This is a genomic window from Dokdonia sinensis, assembly GCF_003688895.1.
GTDB lineage: Bacteria > Bacteroidota > Bacteroidia > Flavobacteriales > Flavobacteriaceae > Dokdonia > Dokdonia sinensis.
Window position 1 is genome coordinate 83,286 of sequence record NZ_REFV01000007.1, and the last position, 22,563, is coordinate 105,848.

The window sequence follows — 22,563 nt, forward strand, 5'->3', positions numbered from 1 at the left end:
GCTATGAAATATCTATTATTACCTATACTCTTAACACTCACAAGCGTGAGTGTTTCCCAAGAAAAACTTATCGACATTAAACTTGCTTCTCGCAGTGATAACAACCCGATAATCGATTATTCTTTTGAGGGTTATGATGAAAAAACAGGCGAACTAGGGTTATTTCTTTTTAGGATAAAAAGCGTTGAAGCCGTTTTACTGGACAGCTCTTTGAAAACTATTAAAAGCACTTTTATAGACACTTACGATAGCGTTCAAAAAGTATTTCTAGCGAGCCAGATCTCAGATAAAAAAGCTATACTTTGGTTTACAGATAACAGCCTAAAGGTATTTAAAGCGCTCACCTTTGATTTTGTGAGCAAGAAAATGAGCATTGAGATTGTCGATTTAAAATTCAAAAAAGAGACTTTTCTAGGAGCTTATAACGAGCAGGGAAAGACCTATTTTATCTCTGTAAAAGATAAATCTTCTGTTATCCTTGTGCGCACAGTAACGGGTAATGAAGTGATTGCCATAAATGAGGTGGCAATTCGCCCCAAGGCATTTAAAGGGTATAAAAATAAAAGTGTAGACCTATATGAACTCGTTTCTCCCGCTGAGGTCATAAGTAATAAACATCATTATTATCTTTTTGAAACTGCAAATCCCACAAAATTATATCCCGACACAAACGGATTTAAACTTACGGTAGATGAAAATGATTCTTTCACGTATCTCATAGATGTAAATACAAACGACTATTCAAAAAAAATTAAAGTTTTTCGGAAGGCTGACCTCTTTTTATCAGGGACGCTAGCAGAGACTAATTCGCTTTTACATAACTATAAGATTACCACGGTTGCCTCAAACAATTTTGTAGCAAAGTTTAAAATATATGATGCGCTAGGTGCCGCGCTTATTAATGAATTTGAGTATACTTACGATGAACCAAAAACTAGAAATACCGCGTTTGTATCGAGTTATAACTTTGATTTTATTTCATCCTTCAGAGTAGATCGGGTGTACGACACATTGTCTACACTATATACACGCGGTTTTGAAAAGTGGAGCACCACAAGAGGGATACAAAACCCTTCTATCGGAGTAGGTTCAATAGGCAGACAGGATCTTATAACCCGAGTAGGATTATACCACGATGGAGAAGCTGGGATTACTCTGGGTTTAAGTCGTTTCCCGCAAGATGTAAGTAAAGACAAAATCGCTCCATCTATAAAGACAGAATTACAAATACTTAAAACCATCCAAGGAGGCTTGTTGAGAATTAGACCCTTTATGGCCACAACTTTTGAACTTTCTAACCCTAAGAGCCCTCGCAATATTTACCCCATCGATAAAAACCATCTTGTAAAGAAAATGCTGCTCGATCGTAAATTTAGGGGGCAAGAATTCAACCTTATGGCAGGCGATAGGCAATTATTGGGAATTATTAATGAAGAGACAGATACATATCAACTGTATGCCTTTGACTAACAACACATAGCTCACGCATTTTTTAAAGCGCCCGTATTCTTGTTACACTAATAATTATATAAGCTTCTGCGAAAGCGTATTTAAGATTTATACATTTATGAGAACACAGATTGTCGCTATTTTCTTGTTATTCTTGAGCACATTAATTTTTGGTCAGGAAAAAGTCTTTGAGTTTGAAAATAAACTTAAAATAGGTACTAGGAAAATTAATATACTTTATACCAATTCAAATTCTGAGGGAGAAAGCCTATTTCTTATTCCAGATAGCGGTAAAATCGCAACCTATCTATATTCAGAAAATTTTGAACCTGTAGGCCAGGGGTTGCTTATCGACAATGTTTTGTACAAGTATCCCCAAATATCAAGTTTTATAGGTACTGGAAAAAAGCGTACAATTTTCCTTCGGAAAGCAAATAACAAAAAATGGGGAGCCGTCTTTTTAGATTTTGATAACAGGAGCGTACGTCAAGTTGATTTGGATTTTAAACATAAGGGCGAAAATTTTATAAACGAATTTAGTCGCAATGGCTTTCATTATGTAGTTGCCTTATTGCGTAATAGTTCTACGTTTAGAATGTATCGTTTTGACCAAAACGGAGACATCACTCACACAGATTACAATCTCTCCTCAACAAATTTTACTCCCAAGAAACGTAGAAGTGGAGATTTAAGTGATATTATAGAACCGCAAAGGGAAAACTTTAAGACTAATGTTGTGGAGGAAGGTACGCCTTTGGCGCTCAACACCGTAAACGAGGTTATAAAGCTGTACCCACAAGATGATAAAGTACGTATCACTCTCGATATGAGACGCACGTACACCTTTATCATCGATTTATTTTTGGAATCAAATAAGTCCGAAGTGCATATCATAGAACGCCCCAGCTTAAGAGATCCGTCCAGTATGGAAAAGACCAATAGCTTCCTGCAAGGTGACCATCTTTTCAGTTTTAAAACTTCGTACGATGAGTTGTTATTTGCTATCATTGACTTAAAATCCAAAAATGTTTTAAAAGAAATTAGAGTTGATGAAAAGGAACACATCTCTTTCTCAAATACACCCATAATTCAAGAAGGAGGTGCTCTAGATGATTACAGGGAACTCGATAGAACACGGCAGTTTCTGAGAAAAACTGTTTCATCTAACCCCGCGGTGGCGGTCCTTAAAAACGGAGATGATTATGTAGTAACCCTCGGAGCATCTCAAGAGATCGAGTCACCAGGAGTCCTGATCGTAAGCTCCTCGGTGGGTGGAGCGATAGGGGCCGGAATTGTTATTGGAATAGGTAACGCTGTTTTTGGCAATTATCTTAATTATACCCGTACTAAAACTGCCCGTATACAAACAATTCTTAATAGAGAATATGATCATTTAAAAGGAGCCATCGTTCCTGTGAATATTTTTGACCGTATCCAAGCATTCGAATTAGAATTAGATGAGGAATATGGTAACGATAAAGGAGCAACAACGCTATTTAAAAATGGAGATGATTTTATCTTGGGGTTTTATCACCGTACACTCAATACAATAAATTTATACCGCTTCAAAAACTAATCCTTCGCAAGGATTTCGGTATTACCGCTTTTTTTTACCCGTTTTCTTCGTCAGAATCGCGGTCATCCTTTTGATTCGATCTGCTAGTTTCTCACTACTCAACTTTTCGCGTAAGCGGTCAGTAATAATAGGGAAGGATAGGGGAGTTGCCTGCTCGCATTGTTTCCAAACGATTTCTTGCGTGGCGATGCGTTCTAATGATTCTTGCAGTCTTCCTTCTTCCAGAGAATGTTCAAAGGTCTCTGTAAACGCCTGTTGAAATAACAGATTGTCCGGCTCATAATCCCGAAACACATCAAAAAACAGCTGGCTACTACTTTGCAAATGTTTCTGCTTAAGTTGTTTGTTAGGGAAACCCGTAAAAACCAATCCAGAAATCACCGCGATATCGCGAAATTTTCGGCGCGCCATTTCGGTTGCATTTAGACTTTTCTGGAGGTCATCGTGCATATATTCCACCGTAAATAAATTATTGTCTAAAACAGATTGTATATCAATCGGTTTATCGGACAGTAATTCAAACCCATAATCGTTAAAGGCAAGTGAGAAGGTAATCGGGTCCAGCAGACTCACACGATATCCCAACAAACTCCCCATCGCCTCGTGTACAAAACGACCCTCAAACGGGTAAAAGACGTGATGATAACCTTCTCGGGTTTTAAAGGTTTCTATCAAAAATTGGTCAGCTCCCGGCACAATGCTTTCCACTTTCTGCCGGCGGAAAATATGTTCTAGGGCGTTGATTTCGGGGCTTCGCTTTCGCGAAAGCAAATTCCCCGTATACAACTCCTCCCGTAACAGTTGCGACATCTGGCTGCTTAAGGTCAAGCGACCACCCATCCACGAGGGGACTTTATTGGTCTTTTTTGTGCTATTGCGCACGTGCACTTCCATATTTTTAATGCGAATGAACTCTAGATTTCTACCGGCAAACGTAAACACATCGCCACGCGTAAGCTTGCTGATGAAGAACTCCTCTATCATCCCGATGTATCCGCCTTTTTGGTATTTGACCATCAGACTGGCATCGCTCACGATGGTTCCTATTTGTAGACGATGACGCATCGCGACCATTCTAGAATTGACTTTAAAACGGCCATCTTCTAGAACTTCAACTTTTTTATACTCGTCGTAGGCCTGTAGGGATTGCGCGCCCATTGAGATAAAATTGAGGAGCCATTGCCACTGGTCTTTTGTCATCGCCTGAAAACAAAAGGTGCTCTGCACCTCAGGCCAAATTTCCTCGGGCAAAAACCCATCAGATACTGCAAGCGTCGTGAGATACTGAATGAGGACATCAAAACTGTTGAGGTAGGGAATCCTATCTTCCACCGTATTTTCTTTTACCGCGCGTTGCAACGCACTGGCCTCGACCAGCTCAATAGCGTGGGTGGGTAAGAAATAAATTACACTTTCTTTTCCAGGGCTGTGTCCCGAACGTCCCGCGCGCTGTAAGAAACGCGCAACACCCTTCGGCCCACCTATTTGCACGATGGTCTCTACGGGTGCAAAATCTACTCCCAAGTCCAATGATGAGGTGCACACAACTGCTTTTAAGGTTTCGTTGCGTATGGCGCCTTCTACCCAAGTGCGCGTTTCCTTATTGATACTCCCGTGGTGCATCGCAATCTCCCCCGCATACTCAGGATGCGCCGCAAGAATTTTCTGAAACCAAATCTCGCACTGACTTCGCGTGTTTGTAAAGAGTAGCGTCGTTTTACTATTGTTTATGATGGGCACAACATATTCCAGCAGGTGTATCCCCAGATGACCCCGCCACGGAAACGTTTCCATCTCATCAGGAATGATGGATTTTACAGTTATTTTTTTGTTGATGTTTGCTTTGATAGTTACGCTTTCGCGAAAAGCGCTACTCGTAGGTCCCAATAATACTTCCCGAGCCTGTTCCAAATTCCCAATAGTTGCCGATATCCCCCAAATTCTTAAATCTTTGGCTACCGTTTTGAGTCGGCTTAAGGCGAGTTCCATCTGTACACCGCGCTTGGTGCCCAGAAGTTCGTGCCACTCATCAATGACAATGGCAGAACAATCTTTAAACACTTTATCATATCCTTTAGAAGCCAACAGCAACATCAGACTTTCTGGTGTTGTTATCAAAAGGTCGGGCATCGACCGTTTTTGTTTTGCCCGCTCCGATTGAGAAGTATCTCCAGTTCGAATCCCCACCGTCATCTGCGTGCCCAAATCCTCTGTAATACGATTGGCCGAAAGTTCAATTTCATTAGAGAGCGCACGTAAGGGGGTTATCCAAATAGCCTTTAGACCCTTTTTGTGTTTGGTTTTATAATCCGGATTTTGCTTGATGTAGTTGAGCACAATGGGAAACCAAAGTGCATACGTCTTACCACTACCCGTCGGTGCATTGAGTAACCCATTTTTACCCGCAAGAAATGCCTTCCACGTTTGTTTTTGGAAGGGGAAGGGTTTCCAGTTTTGAGACTGGAACCAAGTTTCAGCGATATGTAGGAGTTCTTTTTGGGTCATAAGCAAGCGAGCAACAATTGCGAGCAAAGCGAAGCAATCTGTGCGGATTTAATACCTACTAAACCAAACACACCCCACGCAACAGTAAGCACGTAAAATAATTGCGAGCGTAGCAAAGCAATCAGTACAGATTTGGAATTAAACACACCTCCTACCATATCTCCTCAATATAAAATAATTCCGAGTGTAACGACGGCACCTCTCCAAGCGAAGCGAAGGAACCAGCCAAATCCTTCCACTCAGGATTCCTACTATTGATTAATTTTTCTTTACGCTTTCTATTCCCTGCTTTGAGTTGTTTTTCTCTTGCTAGCGCTTCTTTCCACGTGTCAAACACTTCGTAGTACATCAAATTATAGCAATTATATTGAGCACTAAAGGACTTGGGATAAAACTTAGTTTTGTGCTGAAATATTCTTTTTCTCATATCACTCGTTGCTCCTACATAAAGAACTGTTTTGTTTTTGTTCGTTAGGATGTAGGTGTAATAGGGCATTTGTTTACTCTTTTGTGAGTTTATTTTTCTCACTCTTGTGCGGTGATTTGGCTATTGCTTCTTGGATTTCTTTTGTTTTGTGGTTGGGAGAGATTCCTTCTCCTTTTGCCCTTCGGGCAAATTGCTCGGAATTAGTAACCTCAAATCCTCCAGCGTATTAGCCTCCTCAATCTTCTTATCCTGTCGCCATCTCAAAATTCTAGGAAATCGCGTAGCAATTCCACTCTTATGTCTTTTTGATAATGCAATCCCCTCAAAAGCAATTTCAAAAACGTGATGCGGAGTCACACTGCGCACGGGGCCGAAACGTTCCAACGTATTTTTCTTAATCCAAGCATCTACTTTTCGGAACTCGGCGTCGGTAAGGCCTGAGTACGCTTTCGCGAAAGTCACTAGCTCGGTCTTATCCTCATTCCACAAGCCGAAGGTATAGTCTGTAAATAAATTGCTTCGCCTTCCGTGACCTCGCATAGCGTAGGTGAGTACGGCGTCTATAGTGAGCGGGTCTACTTTCCACTTCCACCAGTCGCCTTTTTTTCGGCCTACGCGGTAGGGGCTATCCTTTCTTTTAATCATCAAACCTTCAGAGCGCATTTCTCTACTTCGGTCACGCTCGGTTGCCATAGCCTCCCAGCTGTCAAATTCCATTGTTTCTGAAATGCCTATTGGCAGATCTTTATCTGTAATATTGCTATATACCGATTCTAAAATATTTCTACGTTTCGCGAAAGCGGTCTCACGTATATCTTCTCCTTCCCATTCTAAAATATCGTAGGCTTTAATAATCACGGGTACATCCTTGAGCATCTTTTTGCTCACCGTCTTCCGACCGATGCGCGCTTGCAAATCATTAAAAGTGCCTATCTGCCCGTCATAAAATGGTAACAACTCGCCATCGATTACGGTGCCGTCTGGAATGTGCTCCTTTAAGATTTCCAGCTCGGGATATTTGTTGGTCACAAGTTCTTCCCCACGGCTCCAAATAAAGATTTCTCCGTTCCGGAAAATAGTTTGAGAGCGTATGCCGTCCCATTTGTGTTCGGCGAGGAAGTCGTTTACATTGCCCAATTCGCTAGCATCATCTTCGATCGCGTAGGCTAGAAAAAAGGGATAGGGTCTGGAAAATTCTTGACTCGCATCTTCCTCGATAACAAGGTCGTGAAAGTTAACCGTCTTTGGGTCCCAGTTGCCCATCAGTTTATAGGCAAGTTCGTCTTCATCAATTTGGGTTGCTTGTGAGAGCGCACGGGTCATCAATTTCTGACTCACCCCGATGCGGAAACCCCCTGTAATTAATTTTGTAAAAACGAAACGTTCATAATAATTGAGATTTGCCCAATTATCAAAAAGATATTCTTTTTTTTCTTCATCACTTTTTCGCTTGAGCGCAATCATCTCCTCAAGAAACTGGGTGAGCGATTTTTCAGAAGAGTTTGTAGCGGTTGGGATGACAAGCGCTATGGTTTCGGCAAGGTCACCCACGATATGATAGCTCTCTTCAAACAACCAGAGCGGAATGTTTGCGAGTTCGCTCGCCCACTCGCGCAATAAAGTTGTATTCACAGGTCGTGGCGGGCGACGATGCGAGAGTATTGCAATCGTCCATACCTTGTCATCATCTGGAGCCTCTTGAAAATAGTGCGCAAGGGCTTTTACCTTTTCGTTAGTTTTATTTGTGGAGTCTAGGGTTTTTATGAGGGAGGCAAATAGTTTCATACGGCGGTTTCCTCCTCTTCTTTTTTGGTGTCCATTTCTGCAAGTTCACCTTCATATTGCGTTTCTTCAGTTCTGGCATCATACCCAATACTCCGAAGGTATCTTGAGAAAATATCAGTATATCCGTGGGTGCAGATTATTTTCTCAGCGCCTGTGGCTTCTATGCTTTCTAATAAAGCTGGCCAGTCACAATGGTCGCTCATTACAAAACCTTTATCTATCGCCCTGCGACGACGGGCACCTCTAAAGGTCATCCAGCCACTGGCACTAGCAGTCACATAGGGCACCATTTTTCTAATCCACGTACTGCCGTGGGCACTGGGTGGGGCGAGGACGATGCTTCCTTTAAAGTCGGCTTTTGGGGTGTCTCTGGTTATCAATTCGGTGGCGGGCATATCCATCATTGGGCGCAGGACTTCGGTCATTTTTTCTATCGCTCCGTGGGTCATTATTTTGCCAATGCTGGGATCTAGATGTTTTAAAAGTCGCTGTGCTTTTCCTAAGCTGTAGGCAAACAGTACAGAGCATTTCCCTTCGGCTTTGTTTTGCGCCCACCAGGTGTTGATGTCGTGCATAACTTCGGCTTGCGGGGTCCATTTAAAGGCAGGAAGGCCGAAGGTACATTCGGTTATGAATGTGTTACATTTTACAGGTTCGTAGGGTTCAGAAATGCCATCAATTTCGGTTTTGTAGTCGCCAGTAAATACCCATACTTCACCTTTGTGCTCTACTCGTATTTGACTGGAGCCGGGAATGTGTCCTGCGGGGTGAAAGGTGAATTTTACGTTGTTTATGTTTACGCTTTCGCGAAAGCGTACTCCTGAAACATTTATATCTCCTAGACGATGTGAAATGATAGGCACATTGCTCTCGTGGGTGATGTATTGTTTGTGTCCCCACCGGCTGTGGTCTGCGTGGCCGTGGGTAATGAGGGCTTTATCCACAGGCTTCCACGGGTCGAGATAGACCTTTGCGGGTGGGCAGTAAATGCCTTTATCTGTAAATTCTAGGAGTGGTTTTTTCAAGCTGGATTTTTCTTTTTCAGCTTAAAGATACGCGTGGGGAGATTATAAATTTGATGTCTTAAGAGAACTTTAGAACTAATGTAAGGGGTAAATACGTCCACCAACACTACACATTATTATGCGAAACTGACATTTTGTACCCAAATGAGAAAGGCACAGATTTTGTTTTTTTAAGTGCAATATTAAATTTAAAAATTGTTCAAGATGAAGAGATTAATCATATTTCTATCGACAGCAATTTTGGCTGTCAGTTGTCAGGCGCAGGAAGAATCTTCTCAGGATTTTGCGCATAGAGAAACACAAAAAGATTCGGTAAAACCAAAAGGGCAATGGCGTGTGAATAGAGAAGTAGATGAGCACGGAAATATCGTGCGCTATGACTCCATTTATTCTTGGTCTTCTTCGGGTAACAACCTGGCCGAACTACAAGAAATAAACCCCGATAGCCTTATGGCACAGATGCGCGAGCGTATGCGCAGTTCCTTTGGGATGATGGGAGGTGACCCCTTTGCAGGTTTTTTTGAAGAGGACTCTGAGCAAGGTAATCCATTTATGGACGACTTTTTTAACAATGATCCGTTTGAGAGTTTTCCCAATATGGATGCCATAAGAAAACGTATGGAGGCAATGATGCAACGTCATAGTGAAGCGCCCGGTTTTGGTAGACCGTGGATACCCGCCGAACCCGAAAAAGCTAAGGAACCAGCTGGTGGGAAAACCGAAAAAACTACTTGGAAGCACACCATTTAAATTAAATCCCATCTTAAAAGATGGGATTTTTTTAACACCCACATTTAGGTTCATTTAGTTACTTTATTAAAGAAAGAACAACCTGATAATGGAATATATAGACTACTATAAAACGCTAGGCATTCCCAAAACGGCTTCTGATAAGGAAATCAAGAAGGCGTATCGGAAGCTCGCGCGAAAATACCACCCCGACGTAAACCCCAATGACAAGGAAGCCGAACGTAAGTTTAAGGAGATAAATGAGGCAAATGAAGTTTTGAGCAATCCAGAAAATCGTAAAAAATATGACGAGTACGGAAAAGACTGGAAACACGCAGAGGAGTTTGAAAAAGCAAAGCGTTCTGGTGCCTATCGCCAAGGAGGCGGAGATCCTTTTGGAAGAGGTCGTACGTATACACAGACAGATTTTGGGGGAGAGGATTTTTCAGATTTTTTCAGTTCGATGTTTGGAGGCGCTTCGGGAGGAGGTTTCCACTCAAGACAGGCACAGTTTAGAGGGCAGGATTATAATGCAGAGCTTAAGCTCAATCTAACGGATGTTTATACTTCCCAGAAACAAACGCTCACTATAAACGGAAAGAACATCAGACTCACCATCCCCGCAGGTGTTGAGGACGGACAAACCATAAAAATTTCTGGATATGGTGGCGAAGGGACAAATGGAGGGCCAAAAGGAGATTTATACATCACCTTTAAAATTTTGAACAACACGGCCTTTAAGAGAGATAGGGCAAACCTTTACAAGGATGTGGACTTAGATATGATTACTGCTGTACTTGGAGGGGAAATCACAGTTGATACCTTTAACAGCAAGGTAAAACTCAAAGTGAAGCCCGAAACCCAATCTGGCACCCAGGTCAAACTAAAGGGTAAAGGCTTCCCGAAATACAAACAGGAAAACAATCACGGCGACCTTTATATTACTTACAAGGTAAAAACTCCGACCAATCTTTCTGCCCAACAAAAGGCCCTGTTTAAACAAATTGCAGACTTAAATAAATAGCTATGAGTACAACATATATTAAGATAACGGATTTTTGCGGTAGCCACGGCATCGAGACAACGTATGTAGAGCGTCTTCAAGATTACGGACTCATAAGCTTGCACGACCGTGAGTTCATTCAGCACGAGGAACTTCCCAGAGTAGAAAAAATCATCAGGCTCAATCGGGAGATGGATATTAATTTTGAGGGGATAGACGTAATTCTCAATTTGCTAGAACGCATAGAAAAACTGGACACCGACGTACAAAAATTACGTAATAGACTGAATTTATACGAATAGTAGCAGCATAAATGATATTGAAAAGAAAAGGTCAACCTTATTGGGTTGACCTTTTTCTGCTTTCGCGAAAGCGAAATACGCATCATTAAATTCTACTATCGAACAACCAGTTTTTTTGTAACCTCGACACCTTCTATTTGCATTTTGAGCAAGTAAATTCCCGCCGAAACTGAAGATAGGTCTACTGCAGATGATAAGCTTCCATCTGTTACTTTAGAAGAAAGCACACGTTTTCCTGTGATGTCATATACATTAATTTCAGTAACGAGACTGTTACCAGCGCTTCTCCATTGCAGATTAAAAATACCATTAGATGGATTAGGGAAAATACGCAGACTGTTGCTTGAAAATGAATCTACAGATAGTGCTTCTTGAGGTATAGCACTCTGCCAAATTCCTCTTCCGTAAGTCCCTGCCGTTATATTCCCATCTGTATAGTTTATCTCTAGATCACGTACGGTAACATTAGGCAATCCATTATCAAATGGAGTCCAATCTTCTGTCACATCATCATATCTCCAGACACCTATGCTTGTTCCTAAAAAGAGTGGATTATCAGAGTGGTTATTTTGGTTTTTAATAACAAGTTTTGGAATATTAGGTAAAGAGCCTGTGATGTCGTCTATGTCATCTACTTCACTAATATCATCATCATCTAGGGTGATTTTAAAAACTCTACCATTAGCACCTCTTGTAGTCACATATAGAATGCGATTATCTTCTCCGTCTACATCAACCCAGGTAATATCGCTTGAGAAGGATGTTGCTAGGGTTGTGAAACTCGTTCCGCCATTTACACTCTGGCGCAAGGTATTGCTATAAGCGACGTACATAATATCATCGTCACTAGGATCAAGAGCCATATGCTTAACGGTTCCACCTGCTGCAACTGTGCTAGAGAGACGAGACCAAGAAAGGGTTACGGGATTAAATTCCCATATGCTTCGATATGCTCCAATAACACGGCCGTCCTTAGAATAGCCAAGAGGTGTAATCCAGTCACCACTATCAGGACCGTTTGGGAAACCATTTGTTGCTAGTGAAGCACCACCATCCTCTGTTATGTAAGGCCCGCCACCGCCTTGAATAAGACCAGTCATTTTATTTGAGTCCTGCGGGTCAATGACCACATTCATTCCATCTGCTCCGTAAAAGTTATGCCATTGATTGTTTGATCGACCATAACCTCCATTATCCTGAAGTCCTCCCGCAATAATTTGCGAGTCATCTTTTGCGACATCAATTCTATAAAACTGACCGATTGCTAGATTTTCTGTAAGGTCGGTAAAAACAACTCCGTTATTTTCTGAAACATAAATCCCACCGTCACTACCACAATATAGTTTCCCGTTAATGTATCGGAGGTTGTGAATATCTGCGTGTGTATATGAGGGCTGCTCGGGAGAACTCCAATTATTTATCCGGACAAAAGAGGCTCCAGAATTTGTAGATCTCCACACATTTAGGACTCCAGTAAAAATAATATTCTCATCTGTATCAGAAACGGCGAAAGCAAAGTCATACCAGGATTGTGAAGACCCATCAAACACTCCTGGATCACCATTACTTGTTAGGGTAAAGGTTTCTCCTGCATCTGTAGATTTATAAATTCCTTTAAATTGATTATTACCGTTTGCAGCAAAAATATAGACTACATCAGGATTTGCAGGTGTTACGTCTATCGTGAGTCTGTTTACGGCTCCATTCGGAGTTCCGTCTGTGCGCAAAGACCAAGTGTCACCACCATCTACAGACTTATAAAATCTATTAGAAGATACACAGTACAATATATCAGGATTACCTGGTTGTACGCGCATATCTCTTATGTTTCCAGAGCGAACTAATGTCCAGTCGTCACCACCGTTAGTCGTTTTATAAACACCGCTAGAGGAAGAAGTCCATAAAATATTACTATCTGTTGGGTGAATAAAAATCTCATTAAAAGAAAGCGGAGAATTTGTTTCATTAAGTCCGGTAAAGTCCCAGGTTTCTCCACCATCTAAAGATTTTAAAACTCCAACCCCATCACTATCTCCAGCATCATCATCTCCAGTTCCTATGTATATTATATTAGAATCATTTGGGTCTACCATAATAGCAGAAACTCCTATTTGTGGTAAATCATCCGTAAGTGGTTCCCAATTTGTCCCCGCATCTGTAGACTTCCATAGACCACCATTAGGGGCACCTACATAAAGAATATCATCATTGTTAGGATCTACTGCCATAGCATTTACACGTCCTTGACCTGGAGACCAAGAGCCTGTTTCTAAATGACTTAAAGGGCCCACGGACTGCCAGTCGCCACTATCTTCTCGATTAATGCGCATAGACACTTTATCCCTCCAGCCCTGAAGTTGCTGTTGACTTGTCATTAACGTTCCATCTGGATTAAGGAAATTCTGATTAATGGATTCCCACCGTTTAAAAGGTTTATAACCACTTCCTTTTACAGTTTCATCTTTATCTGCCCAATACGCATAAAAAGCTTCTTGAATATCTTGAAATTTTGCCGCTCTTGGATTTTCAGCAAAGGATTCCATCCACGGGGCGTCTGTTCCTATTTGTGCAAAAGCGCTTCCTGCGACTGCGCAAAATGTTAGTGTGAGGAGAGTTTTTTTAATCATATTGTAGGATTTATTTAAAATGGAAAACAAATATAAGAGCCGAACGGCGGAAATCATAGGAAATTCTTAATAAATGAGGGATTACAATGAGATTAATACTTAGAAAAAGGTATAAGGCTTGTTTAGTTGATAAATTCTCAACTGTTTTAGTTGTCATTTCTCATTTTCTCCATCTGCTTACGGTCCCAATCTGCTTTCATTACTGTTAGGGCAGAGACATTTTCATTAGGAACTGCGATGGAAAGCACGTAGTGCTGGACCTTCCAAGTGTTACCAGTTTTCTTCATTACTCCAGAGCCTCTACAGATTCCCATTTGTGTGTCTAAATGTTCGTCGAACCACGCTGTTTCTCCATCTATATCAAGATAGATATTACGCTCTAAAGTTGAGAAAGACCAAGCTTTACCTTTATCAAAATAGGGCTTTGAGAAAGCCTTGAATTCTTGTATTTGCCAGTTTTCTGTAGCATCAGTGCCCAGAAAGACAGCATCTTCGGTCATTAGTCCAAAATAGGCGTCAAAGTCTGCACCTGCGGCAGCCTTGTGCCAGGCCTCTAGGGAAGTGTCAATGGATTTTTTAGGATCAACTACGGTACTACTTTTCTGAGCAGAACAACTTATAAGTGTTATGAATAAAAAGCAAATAGAAAATGTATAGCGCATCTTGTTTTTTTGTCAAGATACAAAATCAATAATTTTCAGAAAGGGATAAAGATGGTCTACTCGTAGGAGTTGTTTCATTGATGTCTCGTGCATCTTGTTCTTCCTGCTCCTCACGTAGCTCTTCTAGCATTTGTTCTATGCTTTTTGCATAGCGCTCATTCATCTGTAATCTTAAGTCTTGGAATGCGTTGTGCAGTTCAATGAGCTGTACCTCGATGGCATTTATATCTATAGATTCTTTAAGAAGGAGGTCATTTAAAATTTTAATTTTAGTTTCTATAACCAGTACACGAGCATTTACGGCAGGTGGCTGTTTTATTGCTACGGGCATAGAGATATTATCTTCTTCGGCTTGTTCCTTTTTGTCAAAAAGCGCTCTCGCATTTGCCATCTCTTCCTTGAGGTCGCCCAGATTAATATCCTTTGTTTTGAGAAGTATCTTCTCCAGGCTGGTGTATAATGTCCAATTTTTAGAAGAATCTGACGCCTTTTGAGTGAGTCGTAACTCTGGCTTTAATCGATCAATTACATTTATAGAAAGTGTGTCCACCGCCGCGGTATCTTCGGCAACAACTTCGGTGGTTTGATTTGTGTCACCACAAGCTATAAATAGCGAGGAGGCGATGAAACCTAGGCACAATAAGAATAGGTAAAAGGGCGTCTTCATTAAGGCAAAAGTATGTGAATCTGTTTGAGAACAAAAAGGTTTTATGATTATGTTTGCAGTACGCAATCGTTATCGTAGTGACGGATGTTTTAAAGATACTTTTTACGCTTTCGCGAAAGCGTACTTAACCCCACACAAGCTTTATGAAATCAAGAATACTTATTATAGGCGCCTGCGGGCAAATAGGGACGGAACTCACGATGAAACTCCGCGAGCGTTTTGGAGAAGATAAAGTGGTAGCAAGTGACATACGCGAGGGAAACGATGAACTTATGGCGAGTGGGCATTTTGAAACTCTGGATGCAACAGATTTTAAAGCGGTCGAAGATGTAATTTTTAGATACAAAGTAGACACCGTTTATCTTATGGCAGCAATGTTAAGCGCAATTGCCGAGCGTTTTCCTGCAAAGGCGTGGCATCTCAATATGACCTCGCTATTTAACGTACTTAATCTTGCCAAAGAAAATAAAATCAAGAAACTGTTCTGGCCATCAAGTATAGCCGTTTTTGGACCCACCACTCCCGCCGAAAATACGCCTCAAACCACTGTTATGGAACCTACCACAGTATATGGAATTTCTAAACAAACGGGGGAACGATGGTGCGAGTATTACTTTAATAAATTTGGTGTGGACGTGCGCAGTATACGTTATCCTGGTCTCATAAGCTATACCACGGAGCCTGGAGGAGGTACCACAGATTATGCGGTAGATATTTACCATCGCGCCTTAAAGCACGGCCAGTATCGTTGCTTTTTAAAGGAAGGAACAATACTTCCTATGATGTATATGGATGATGCCATACGGGCAACAATAAGTATTATGGATGCAGAAGAAGAGGAGATAAAAATACGCTCTTCTTACAATCTTGCAGGAGTAAGTTATGCGCCAGAAGATGTGACTGCGAGTATCAAAAAACATATTCCTGATTTTGAAATAAGCTATGACATAGATTTCCGTCAGGAAATTGCAGACAGCTGGCCTAACTCCATAGATGATTCTCGAGCGAGGGAAGATTGGGGCTGGAAACACAAGTTTGGACTTGATGAGATGACCGCTATAATGCTGGAAAACCTCCAGCCAAAATATAATTGATCTTAATCTTGAGTCACCAGAACTTCTTGATTTTTTGAATCAAATCCCCAACGTATCCCTAGGATAGAAATCAAATCATTAGTGTCTCCAAAATTGTTTCCAAAAGATCCCACTAGATCTATCTTCTTTGTAAGCACATAACGTATGTTGCCCACAGATCTAAAATCATCCAGATCACCACTGCGTTTTACATACTCGTATCCAATAAATAATTTATTGAATTGAAGCTCTGCTTTTAGTCCGATGTCCAGTGCATTAAACGCCGTGTTTCCTATCTCATCCTCGAGATAGCGCACAAAGCCAAAGGCGTTGAGGTAATTCCTGTTATCTAAACTGCGACCTATGGGAATCGTAGCCGTTGCTGTAGCCCAAATGCCGTAACGACTATTACCGTCTCCTTCTTCATAGTTGTCATTATAAAATCTTTTATTGTAGGCCGCAGCAACGTCAAGTGCAAAAAGTGGTTTAAGCTCTAGTGTCTCGAGAATGTTTGCTGCGGTGGCAGGTCTTTCAGCGGTGAGTTCTGGGAGTCTTTGGTTGTAGTAGATTTTAAATTGTTCTGCATATTCTAATGGATTAGCACGTTCTAACTCCTCATTGCCAAACTCATCTTTTATCTGCTTTTTTAAGTCAAATAAATCGTTTATTGCTCGATATCCTTCGGCAAAGCGGGCGATATCTTGCGCGTGTTTGATTTCTATGAGTGTCGTTCTTGCTCCAAAGGAAATATTGGTAATCGAGTCTTGATTTTTTACGTGAGCAAAGGAAACCACCAGATTTACCAGCGGATTAAATCCTTTGTTTTCTAGTCCTGAGCCGTCGGCAGTTGGTCGCAATCCTTTTAGGTCAAAGTAAGAGAGTTTCTTGGGCTTTGTCATCCAAAACGGGGCAAACTCCACCGCGATATTATCAAAGGCGTTTCCGTCAAAATTCTGCAATAGTTCTACGGCAAATGCTTTGGGCGTGGCGGGCCTTTCGATAATGGAGGGTGCTTCGTCCAGCAATACGAAAGCGGGTGAATTAGGTAAAGCAAGATTTTCTAAAGGGACAGCAAAGGGTTCTTGTTGCGCTTTCGCGCCCGCCTGTCCGTCCGGCAGGAAAGCAGAATAAAAAAGCAATATCAAACAGAGCGTTAGCAATCGCATACTATGAAATTAGGTCTATATATTTTGTGAGAAATAGGTCATCACCTATTCTTATCCATCGGGATTCGTGAAGTCGATACAATTTTTCACCATCTGGACCGCCGTCTAGGTAATAACTAGAGCGGGTCATTAGGAGCGCCTGTTTTTTCTGAAGTTCCGTAAGCGGACTCAAATCCAGTATCGAGGTAATTTTGAAAGTTTTGCCCTGCAATTCTTTATTTATGCCGATAGCCGAAGGAAAAATACTCCCTCCGCTAAAATCTGGAGAGGTCAGAATCTCCGTCCCGTCCACTTCTACATAACTTCTGCCAGGTGCAGGACTTACTAATTCTAAGGTCAGAATAACGGGCGTGTTGCTTGTATTTAGCCTATAGGTGCTCATAAGTTAAAGTTACAGTATTATTTAATATGCTGAACGAAAGCGTGTTACTTATTGTTTTTATTAAAATAAAGATATCGCTTTCGCGAAAGAAGATAGCAGGGTATTTACCCTATTATCTTCTTTCAAGAGTTGTTAAGAGGATTGTAAAGCATTATTTTGTCTAATGAATTATAAATATCTTTGAACATAATGAGTAATCACAAGAAGCAACATTTACCCGAAAAGATTTGTGTCGTCTGTGAGCGACCTTTCTCGTGGCGCAAAAAATGGGAAAAAAATTGGGATGAAGTAAAGTATTGTAGTGAGCGATGTAGGAGGAGTAGATGAGCGGGTGAGCTATGAGTGGTGGATTTTGTGTAATTTTTTAGAGTGTGCTTTGCTCGAATTTAATTTAGTTAAAAAATAATGGATACAGTTTTAGTTTGGTTTAGAAATGACTTGCGGGTGGCAGATAATCACTCGCTCAAAAATGCGATCGCAACAGGCAAGCGGGTGATTGGATTTTATTGCTTTGACCCAACTCATTTCGCCGAAACTGACTTTGGTTTTAAGAAGACTGGCAAGTTCAGAGCACAATTTCTAATTGAAAGCATCACCGATTTAAAATCAAATCTAAAAAAAAGCAATATAGATTTATTGCTTTATAACGATGATACCATTGAATCATTAATTGATTTAGTAAAAGAATATAATGTTTCTGAGATATTTTTACAACGAGAATGGACGCAGGAGGAGAAGAAAACCTTAGATGGAGCAAAGGAATCATTGCCTGAAGTAACCTTTCACGAGAAGTACGACCAGTTCTTATTTCACCCAAAAGATATTCCGTACAAATCGTCACAAGAAATCCCAAAGGTGTTTACTGAGTTCAGGAAGAAGTGCGAGAAAGAGGCGTCCGTTCGAGAGCTGGGTAAGGATATTGAAGCATTACCAGAAAATAATAGGCTTGAAGAAAATAAGACTGCTATCCCATCTCTGGAAGACTTGGGCTTTGAACCTTTTGAACAGGATAGTCGCACCGCATTTCCCTTCAAAGGTGGAGAAACTTCGGCGATGGAACGGTTACATTCATACTTCTGGGAAACCAAAAATCTGGCACAATATAAACAAACCCGTAACGGACTTGTAGGTAAGGACTACAGCTCAAAATTTTCCGCTTGGTTGGGATTGGGTTGTATTTCTGCACGACAGATTTATTGGGAAGTGAAGCGATTTGAGAAGGAGGTCAAAAAGAATCAAGACACTTACTGGATGATTTTTGAATTGATATGGAGAGATTATTTCAAATATATCTCACTTAAGCACGGAAATAAAATTTTCCAAATAGGAGGAATTCTAGAAAAGGATTATGACTGGAAAAACAACAATAAAGCATTGCGTGACTGGATTAATGGCAATACGAAATATGATTTTGTGAACGCCAATATGATCGAGCTCAAAGAAACAGGCTGGATGTCAAACAGAGGCCGTCAGAACGTAGCTAGCTTTTGGGCCAAGGAACAAGAACAAGATTGGCGCGTAGGCGCATCGTATTTTGAAAGCGTCCTTATAGATTACGACGTACACAGCAATTGGGGCAACTGGATGTATAATGCAGGAGTAGGAAATGATCCGCGAGATAGACGATTTAACATAGAAAAACAGGCTAATAATTACGACCCGAATAATGAGTTTGTGGATTTATGGCTTGACTAAATTGTATAAATGGAGAAGGGGTGGTTGTTTAAAATTTTTGAGAGTTTTTCAGCTCGAAAATTTTAAACTTTCCGTTTCACTCTTTTTAAATCTGGAGTAGGGAATGATCCGCGAGATAGACGATTTAACATTGAAAAACAGGCGGATAATTACGATCCAAATAACGAGTTTGTGGACCTGTGGTTGGAGTGAAATGAACCAGAACTCGAACTCGAATTTGAAATCGAAAACACTTTACGCCATCGTGCTTTTGCAAGAAATATTTTTTCATTTTTCCGATAACCGATAACCGATAACCGATAACCGATAACCGATAACCGATAACCGATAACCGATAACCGATAACCGATAACCGATAACCGATAACCGATAACCGATAACCGATAACCGATAACCATTGAAAACCTTAAGACTCATACTAGGCGACCAGCTCAACCATAAACACTCGTGGTATAATGACCCGAATGAAGACATCATCTATTTTATGGCCGAAATGCGCCAAGAAACAGATTACGTAAAACACCATATTCAGAAAGTAGTGGCTTTTTTTCAGGCGATGCGGGAGTTTTGTGCGTGGCTGGAGGAACGCGATCATAGGGTGATTTATTTTAGACTGGACGATAAAAAGAACGGGCAGGATCTAACAGAGAACTTGAAGAAACTCATCAAGGAACACGATATTGAAAAGTTTGAATATCAATTACCTGACGAGTATAGACTCGATGAACAGCTTAAAGATTTTTGCGAGAGCATATCCATCGACACCGAGTCCTTCGATACCGAGCATTTTATGACTACCAGAACAGAGCTCGCCGAATTTTATGAAGGCAAGAAGCAGTTTACAATGGAATACTTTTACCGTATGATGCGTAAGAAGTACGACATTATGATGGTAAACGCAAAGGATCCTGAAGGCGGAAAATGGAATTATGATCACAGTAACCGTAACAAGTGGAAAGGCGACACGGAGATTCCTCACGAGCGCGGTTTTAGAAAAGACGTTTCTGATATTGTGGATTTGCTCGAAAAGGAAGAAGTAGAAACGATGGGGCGGATAGAGGCTAAAAACTTCAGTTGGCCCACGAGTCGGGAGGATGGACTTTCGGTGTTGAATTATTTCTGCAAGAACCTACTGGTACATTTTGGAGATTTTCAGGATGCGATGGATCCGGAGGAGGCCTACCTCTTTCATAGCAGATTGAGCTTTGCGATGAACAGCAAGTTGCTCTCTCCGCAGGAAGTGATTGAGACCGTCATAGGCTACTGGCGCGACCATCAGGATGAGATAGACATCAGTCAGGTGGAGGGTTTTGTACGGCAGATTCTAGGCTGGCGGGAATATATGAGAGGGATGTACTGGAGGGAGATGCCCGCTTTCGCGAAAGCAAACCACCTAGAAAACTCAAATAAACTACCCGATTTTTACTGGACGGGCGATACTAAAATGAACTGCCTAAAATGCAGTATTAATAATAGTCTGGACAACGCTTACGCCCATCACATCCAGCGCCTGATGATTACGGGCAATTATGCCCTACTCACGATGTGCGACCCAGATGAGGTGGATGCGTGGTATCTGGGCGTTTACATAGATGCTATCGAGTGGGTGGAGATTACAAATACCCGTGGGATGTCACAATGGGCAGACGGCGGAAAGATTGCGACAAAACCCTACGTTTCCAGCGGGAGTTACATCAATAAAATGAGTAATTACTGTAAAGGATGCCATTATAAAGTGAGCAAGAAAACGGGCGAAGACGCGTGTCCGTTCAACAGTTTGTACTGGAATTTTCTGGACGAGAAACGCAGTCATTTTGAGAACAACCAGCGTATGAATATGATGCTGAGCTTGCTGGATAAAATGAACAAGGACACCCTCACGGCTCACAAAGAACGTGCGCAAGATATTATAGAAAATCCATCCAATTATTAAGGAGACTGTCAACATATTATGGTTTAAACGGGACTTGCGCTTGCACGACCATATGCCGTTGTACAATGCACTTAAGGAGGACAAATCATTGTTGTTGCTCTATGTTTTTGAACCTTCTTTACTCAAGGACAAGCATTACAGCGAGCGACATTTTAATTTCATAAAAGAGTCTTTGCGGGACCTTCAGCAACAGCTTTTTGGGTTTGACGCAAAGATTTTGATAGTTGAGGGAGAGGTGGTTCCTATTTTTAAGCAATTGCTTGAGTGCATAAAGATTCACACGTTGTTTTCTCATCAAGAAACGGGATTGCGGATTACGTATGATAGAGATTTGGAATTGGAAGCTTTCGCGAAAGCGTTAAAATCCCAAGGTTCTCCAGATAAATTTGGTTGGGTGGAGTATTGCAACAATGGGGTACAACGCGGACTTAGAAACCGCTACGGCTGGTCGCAGGATTGGGAGGCGTTTATGCTGGAAAAGCAATTGCCTTTTGCTCCAAAACAAGGCGATTTAGTATCAAAAGGTACGATTGAAGATTTAGAAAGCTACTTTACAATCCCATCGCTCCAAACGCCGAAAGACACTCCGTTCCAAAAAGGAGGAACAGCAATTGGAAGACGCTATTTACAGTCTTTTTTACACGGAGGACGCCATAAAAATTACAGTAACCACATCAGTAAACCGCTAAAAGCCCGCAAAAGTTGCTCGCGGATGTCGCCGTATATCGCGTGGGGGAATTTGAGTATTCGGGAAGTGTGGCAAACGGCTAAGGTATTTAGAAACAATAGTTCGGCCACTTCAGGTGTTCGGGTAAATAAACGCGCCATCGACGGATTTACCTCGCGACTGCGCTGGCAGGCACATTTTATCCAAAAATTTGAGATGGAAGATAGGATGGAGTTTGTTGCTGTAAACGAAGGGTATCACAACTTGGACAAACCACGTAATGAGAAGCATCAAAAGGCTTGGCGAGAAGGGAAAACTGGATTTCCATTAGTAGATGCTTGTATGCGTTGCCTTAACGAGACAGGCTATCTCAATTTTAGAATGCGAGCAATGGTTGTTTCCTTTTTTACCCATAACTTATGGCAACCGTGGCAGGGTTGTTCGGCGCATCTGGCACAGCAGTTTTTGGATTTTGAGCCTGGAATTCACTATCCGCAGTTGCAGATGCAGGCTGGGGAGACGGGCATTAATACGTTGCGCATCTATAACCCAGTAAAAAATAGCGAAGAACACGATCCCGAAGGTGTTTTTATAAAGCAATGGATTCCGGAACTAAATGCAGTTCCCACGGCTTACATTCACGAGCCCTGGACGTTGCCACTTCTGGAACAGCAGTTTTGCAATACATTTATAGGAGTGGATTATCCAGAACCCATCATTAAGATGAAGGAAACCGCAAGAAAGGCTAGTGATATTCTTTGGAAATTAAAAGATAACAATGTGGTGCAACGGGATGCCTTGCGCATTCTGAAACGGCATACGTTAGCAGATAGGAATAATTTTGATTGAAATGAAAAAAGAGAGTGGATATGAAGTCTGCTTTCGCCTCG

Annotated in this window: 19 protein-coding genes; 10 read left to right on the forward strand and 9 right to left on the reverse strand. The window is 41.4% G+C overall.

What is annotated here, in order from left to right; all coding sequences use genetic code 11:
• The first annotated feature begins 3 nt into the window (after window positions 1–3).
• Both EAX61_RS08655 and EAX61_RS08660 read left to right on the forward strand, forming a co-directional pair.
• Window positions 4–1,470, forward strand: coding sequence for a hypothetical protein (locus tag EAX61_RS08655; RefSeq protein WP_121917291.1), 1,467 nt, complete (start codon window positions 4–6; stop codon window positions 1,468–1,470).
• A 97-nt stretch (window positions 1,471–1,567) separates the two neighbouring features.
• Complete coding sequence (locus tag EAX61_RS08660) at window positions 1,568–3,025, forward strand: hypothetical protein (protein ID WP_121917292.1); 1,458 nt, start codon at window positions 1,568–1,570, stop codon at window positions 3,023–3,025.
• A gap of 21 nt (window positions 3,026–3,046) precedes the next feature.
• On the opposite strand, the gene EAX61_RS08665 is transcribed toward EAX61_RS08660, so the two are convergent.
• From EAX61_RS08665 to EAX61_RS08680, 4 genes are all read right to left on the reverse strand, one after another.
• A complete protein-coding gene (locus tag EAX61_RS08665) occupies window positions 3,047–5,530 on the reverse strand; it encodes a ligase-associated DNA damage response DEXH box helicase (RefSeq protein WP_121917293.1) in 2,484 nt (827 codons plus the stop codon).
• Window positions 5,531–5,681: 151 nt separating this feature from the next.
• Complete coding sequence (locus tag EAX61_RS08670) at window positions 5,682–6,026, reverse strand: GIY-YIG nuclease family protein (RefSeq protein ID WP_121917294.1); 345 nt, start codon at window positions 6,024–6,026, stop codon at window positions 5,682–5,684.
• A 51-nt stretch (window positions 6,027–6,077) separates the two neighbouring features.
• Window positions 6,078–7,742, reverse strand: a complete 1,665-nt coding sequence (locus EAX61_RS08675) for an ATP-dependent DNA ligase (RefSeq protein WP_236642014.1) — start codon at window positions 7,740–7,742, stop codon at window positions 6,078–6,080.
• The gene (locus tag EAX61_RS08680; RefSeq protein ID WP_121917295.1) at window positions 7,739–8,767 is read right to left on the reverse strand and encodes a ligase-associated DNA damage response exonuclease; all 1,029 of its coding nucleotides are present in this window, start codon (window positions 8,765–8,767) and stop codon (window positions 7,739–7,741) included. Before EAX61_RS08680 ends, EAX61_RS08675 begins: the two co-directional genes overlap by 4 nt.
• A gap of 204 nt (window positions 8,768–8,971) precedes the next feature.
• Between EAX61_RS08680 and EAX61_RS08685 the strand changes: the two genes are divergently transcribed.
• The 3 genes from EAX61_RS08685 (at window position 8,972) to EAX61_RS08695 (ending at window position 10,801) form a co-directional block, all read left to right on the forward strand.
• Window positions 8,972–9,517 carry a hypothetical protein gene (locus EAX61_RS08685; protein WP_121917296.1) on the forward strand — a complete coding sequence of 182 codons (546 nt, stop codon included), beginning with the start codon at window positions 8,972–8,974 and terminating at the stop codon, window positions 9,515–9,517.
• An 88-nt stretch (window positions 9,518–9,605) separates the two neighbouring features.
• Window positions 9,606–10,520: a DnaJ C-terminal domain-containing protein gene (locus EAX61_RS08690; protein ID WP_121917297.1), complete on the forward strand. Its 915-nt coding sequence runs from the start codon at window positions 9,606–9,608 to the stop codon at window positions 10,518–10,520.
• Window positions 10,521–10,522: 2 nt separating this feature from the next.
• Window positions 10,523–10,801: a chaperone modulator CbpM gene (locus EAX61_RS08695; protein WP_121917298.1), complete on the forward strand. Its 279-nt coding sequence runs from the start codon at window positions 10,523–10,525 to the stop codon at window positions 10,799–10,801.
• 95 nt (window positions 10,802–10,896) lie between these two features.
• On the opposite strand, the gene EAX61_RS08700 is transcribed toward EAX61_RS08695, so the two are convergent.
• The 3 genes from EAX61_RS08700 to EAX61_RS08710 all read right to left on the reverse strand — a co-directional run bounded on the left by EAX61_RS08700 (window position 10,897) and on the right by EAX61_RS08710 (window position 14,757).
• Window positions 10,897–13,428 carry a T9SS type A sorting domain-containing protein gene (locus EAX61_RS08700; protein ID WP_161555212.1) on the reverse strand — a complete coding sequence of 844 codons (2,532 nt, stop codon included), beginning with the start codon at window positions 13,426–13,428 and terminating at the stop codon, window positions 10,897–10,899.
• A 146-nt stretch (window positions 13,429–13,574) separates the two neighbouring features.
• Window positions 13,575–14,090 (reverse strand): nuclear transport factor 2 family protein, encoded by a 516-nt coding sequence (locus EAX61_RS08705; RefSeq protein ID WP_121917300.1) that lies wholly within the window; start codon window positions 14,088–14,090, stop codon window positions 13,575–13,577.
• Window positions 14,091–14,115: 25 nt separating this feature from the next.
• Window positions 14,116–14,757 carry a hypothetical protein gene (locus tag EAX61_RS08710; RefSeq protein ID WP_121917301.1) on the reverse strand — a complete coding sequence of 214 codons (642 nt, stop codon included), beginning with the start codon at window positions 14,755–14,757 and terminating at the stop codon, window positions 14,116–14,118.
• Between the two features lie 143 nt (window positions 14,758–14,900).
• Between EAX61_RS08710 and EAX61_RS08715 the strand changes: the two genes are divergently transcribed.
• Window positions 14,901–15,851: an NAD-dependent epimerase/dehydratase family protein gene (locus EAX61_RS08715; RefSeq protein ID WP_121917302.1), complete on the forward strand. Its 951-nt coding sequence runs from the start codon at window positions 14,901–14,903 to the stop codon at window positions 15,849–15,851.
• Between the two features lie 2 nt (window positions 15,852–15,853).
• On the opposite strand, the gene EAX61_RS08720 is transcribed toward EAX61_RS08715, so the two are convergent.
• Entirely contained in the window at window positions 15,854–16,996 is a 1,143-nt protein-coding gene (locus EAX61_RS08720) for a hypothetical protein (protein ID WP_121917303.1), read from the reverse strand.
• Between the two features lies 1 nt (window position 16,997).
• On the reverse strand, window positions 16,998–17,378 hold the full coding sequence (locus EAX61_RS08725; protein WP_121917304.1) for a hypothetical protein: 381 nt from the start codon (window positions 17,376–17,378) through the stop codon (window positions 16,998–17,000).
• 189 nt (window positions 17,379–17,567) lie between these two features.
• On the opposite strand from EAX61_RS08725, the gene EAX61_RS08730 reads away from it, so the two are divergent.
• The 4 genes from EAX61_RS08730 (at window position 17,568) to EAX61_RS08745 (ending at window position 22,522) form a co-directional block, all read left to right on the forward strand.
• The gene (locus EAX61_RS08730; protein WP_121917305.1) at window positions 17,568–17,705 is read left to right on the forward strand and encodes a DUF2256 domain-containing protein; all 138 of its coding nucleotides are present in this window, start codon (window positions 17,568–17,570) and stop codon (window positions 17,703–17,705) included.
• 78 nt (window positions 17,706–17,783) lie between these two features.
• Window positions 17,784–19,073 carry a DASH family cryptochrome gene (locus EAX61_RS08735; RefSeq protein ID WP_121917306.1) on the forward strand — a complete coding sequence of 430 codons (1,290 nt, stop codon included), beginning with the start codon at window positions 17,784–17,786 and terminating at the stop codon, window positions 19,071–19,073.
• 397 nt (window positions 19,074–19,470) lie between these two features.
• Window positions 19,471–21,006, forward strand: coding sequence for a cryptochrome/photolyase family protein (locus EAX61_RS08740; protein ID WP_121917307.1), 1,536 nt, complete (start codon window positions 19,471–19,473; stop codon window positions 21,004–21,006).
• A gap of 13 nt (window positions 21,007–21,019) precedes the next feature.
• Window positions 21,020–22,522, forward strand: a complete 1,503-nt coding sequence (locus EAX61_RS08745) for a cryptochrome/deoxyribodipyrimidine photo-lyase family protein (protein ID WP_347337924.1) — start codon at window positions 21,020–21,022, stop codon at window positions 22,520–22,522.
• Window positions 22,523–22,563: the final 41 nt, after the last annotated feature.

Coding starts and splice junctions, on each gene's coding strand:
- EAX61_RS08675 (WP_236642014.1), bottom strand. CDS start 7,742: ATGAAACTATTTGCCTCCCTCATAAAAACCCTAGACTCCACAAATAAA.
- EAX61_RS08735 (WP_121917306.1), top strand. CDS start 17,784: ATGGATACAGTTTTAGTTTGGTTTAGAAATGACTTGCGGGTGGCAGAT.
- EAX61_RS08715 (WP_121917302.1), top strand. CDS start 14,901: ATGAAATCAAGAATACTTATTATAGGCGCCTGCGGGCAAATAGGGACG.
- EAX61_RS08655 (WP_121917291.1), top strand. CDS start 4: ATGAAATATCTATTATTACCTATACTCTTAACACTCACAAGCGTGAGT.
- EAX61_RS08730 (WP_121917305.1), top strand. CDS start 17,568: ATGAGTAATCACAAGAAGCAACATTTACCCGAAAAGATTTGTGTCGTC.
- EAX61_RS08690 (WP_121917297.1), top strand. CDS start 9,606: ATGGAATATATAGACTACTATAAAACGCTAGGCATTCCCAAAACGGCT.
- EAX61_RS08685 (WP_121917296.1), top strand. CDS start 8,972: ATGAAGAGATTAATCATATTTCTATCGACAGCAATTTTGGCTGTCAGT.
- EAX61_RS08710 (WP_121917301.1), bottom strand. CDS start 14,757: ATGAAGACGCCCTTTTACCTATTCTTATTGTGCCTAGGTTTCATCGCC.
- EAX61_RS08670 (WP_121917294.1), bottom strand. CDS start 6,026: ATGCCCTATTACACCTACATCCTAACGAACAAAAACAAAACAGTTCTT.
- EAX61_RS08720 (WP_121917303.1), bottom strand. CDS start 16,996: ATGCGATTGCTAACGCTCTGTTTGATATTGCTTTTTTATTCTGCTTTC.
- EAX61_RS08725 (WP_121917304.1), bottom strand. CDS start 17,378: ATGAGCACCTATAGGCTAAATACAAGCAACACGCCCGTTATTCTGACC.
- EAX61_RS08695 (WP_121917298.1), top strand. CDS start 10,523: ATGAGTACAACATATATTAAGATAACGGATTTTTGCGGTAGCCACGGC.
- EAX61_RS08700 (WP_161555212.1), bottom strand. CDS start 13,428: ATGATTAAAAAAACTCTCCTCACACTAACATTTTGCGCAGTCGCAGGA.
- EAX61_RS08660 (WP_121917292.1), top strand. CDS start 1,568: ATGAGAACACAGATTGTCGCTATTTTCTTGTTATTCTTGAGCACATTA.
- EAX61_RS08705 (WP_121917300.1), bottom strand. CDS start 14,090: ATGCGCTATACATTTTCTATTTGCTTTTTATTCATAACACTTATAAGT.
- EAX61_RS08665 (WP_121917293.1), bottom strand. CDS start 5,530: ATGACCCAAAAAGAACTCCTACATATCGCTGAAACTTGGTTCCAGTCT.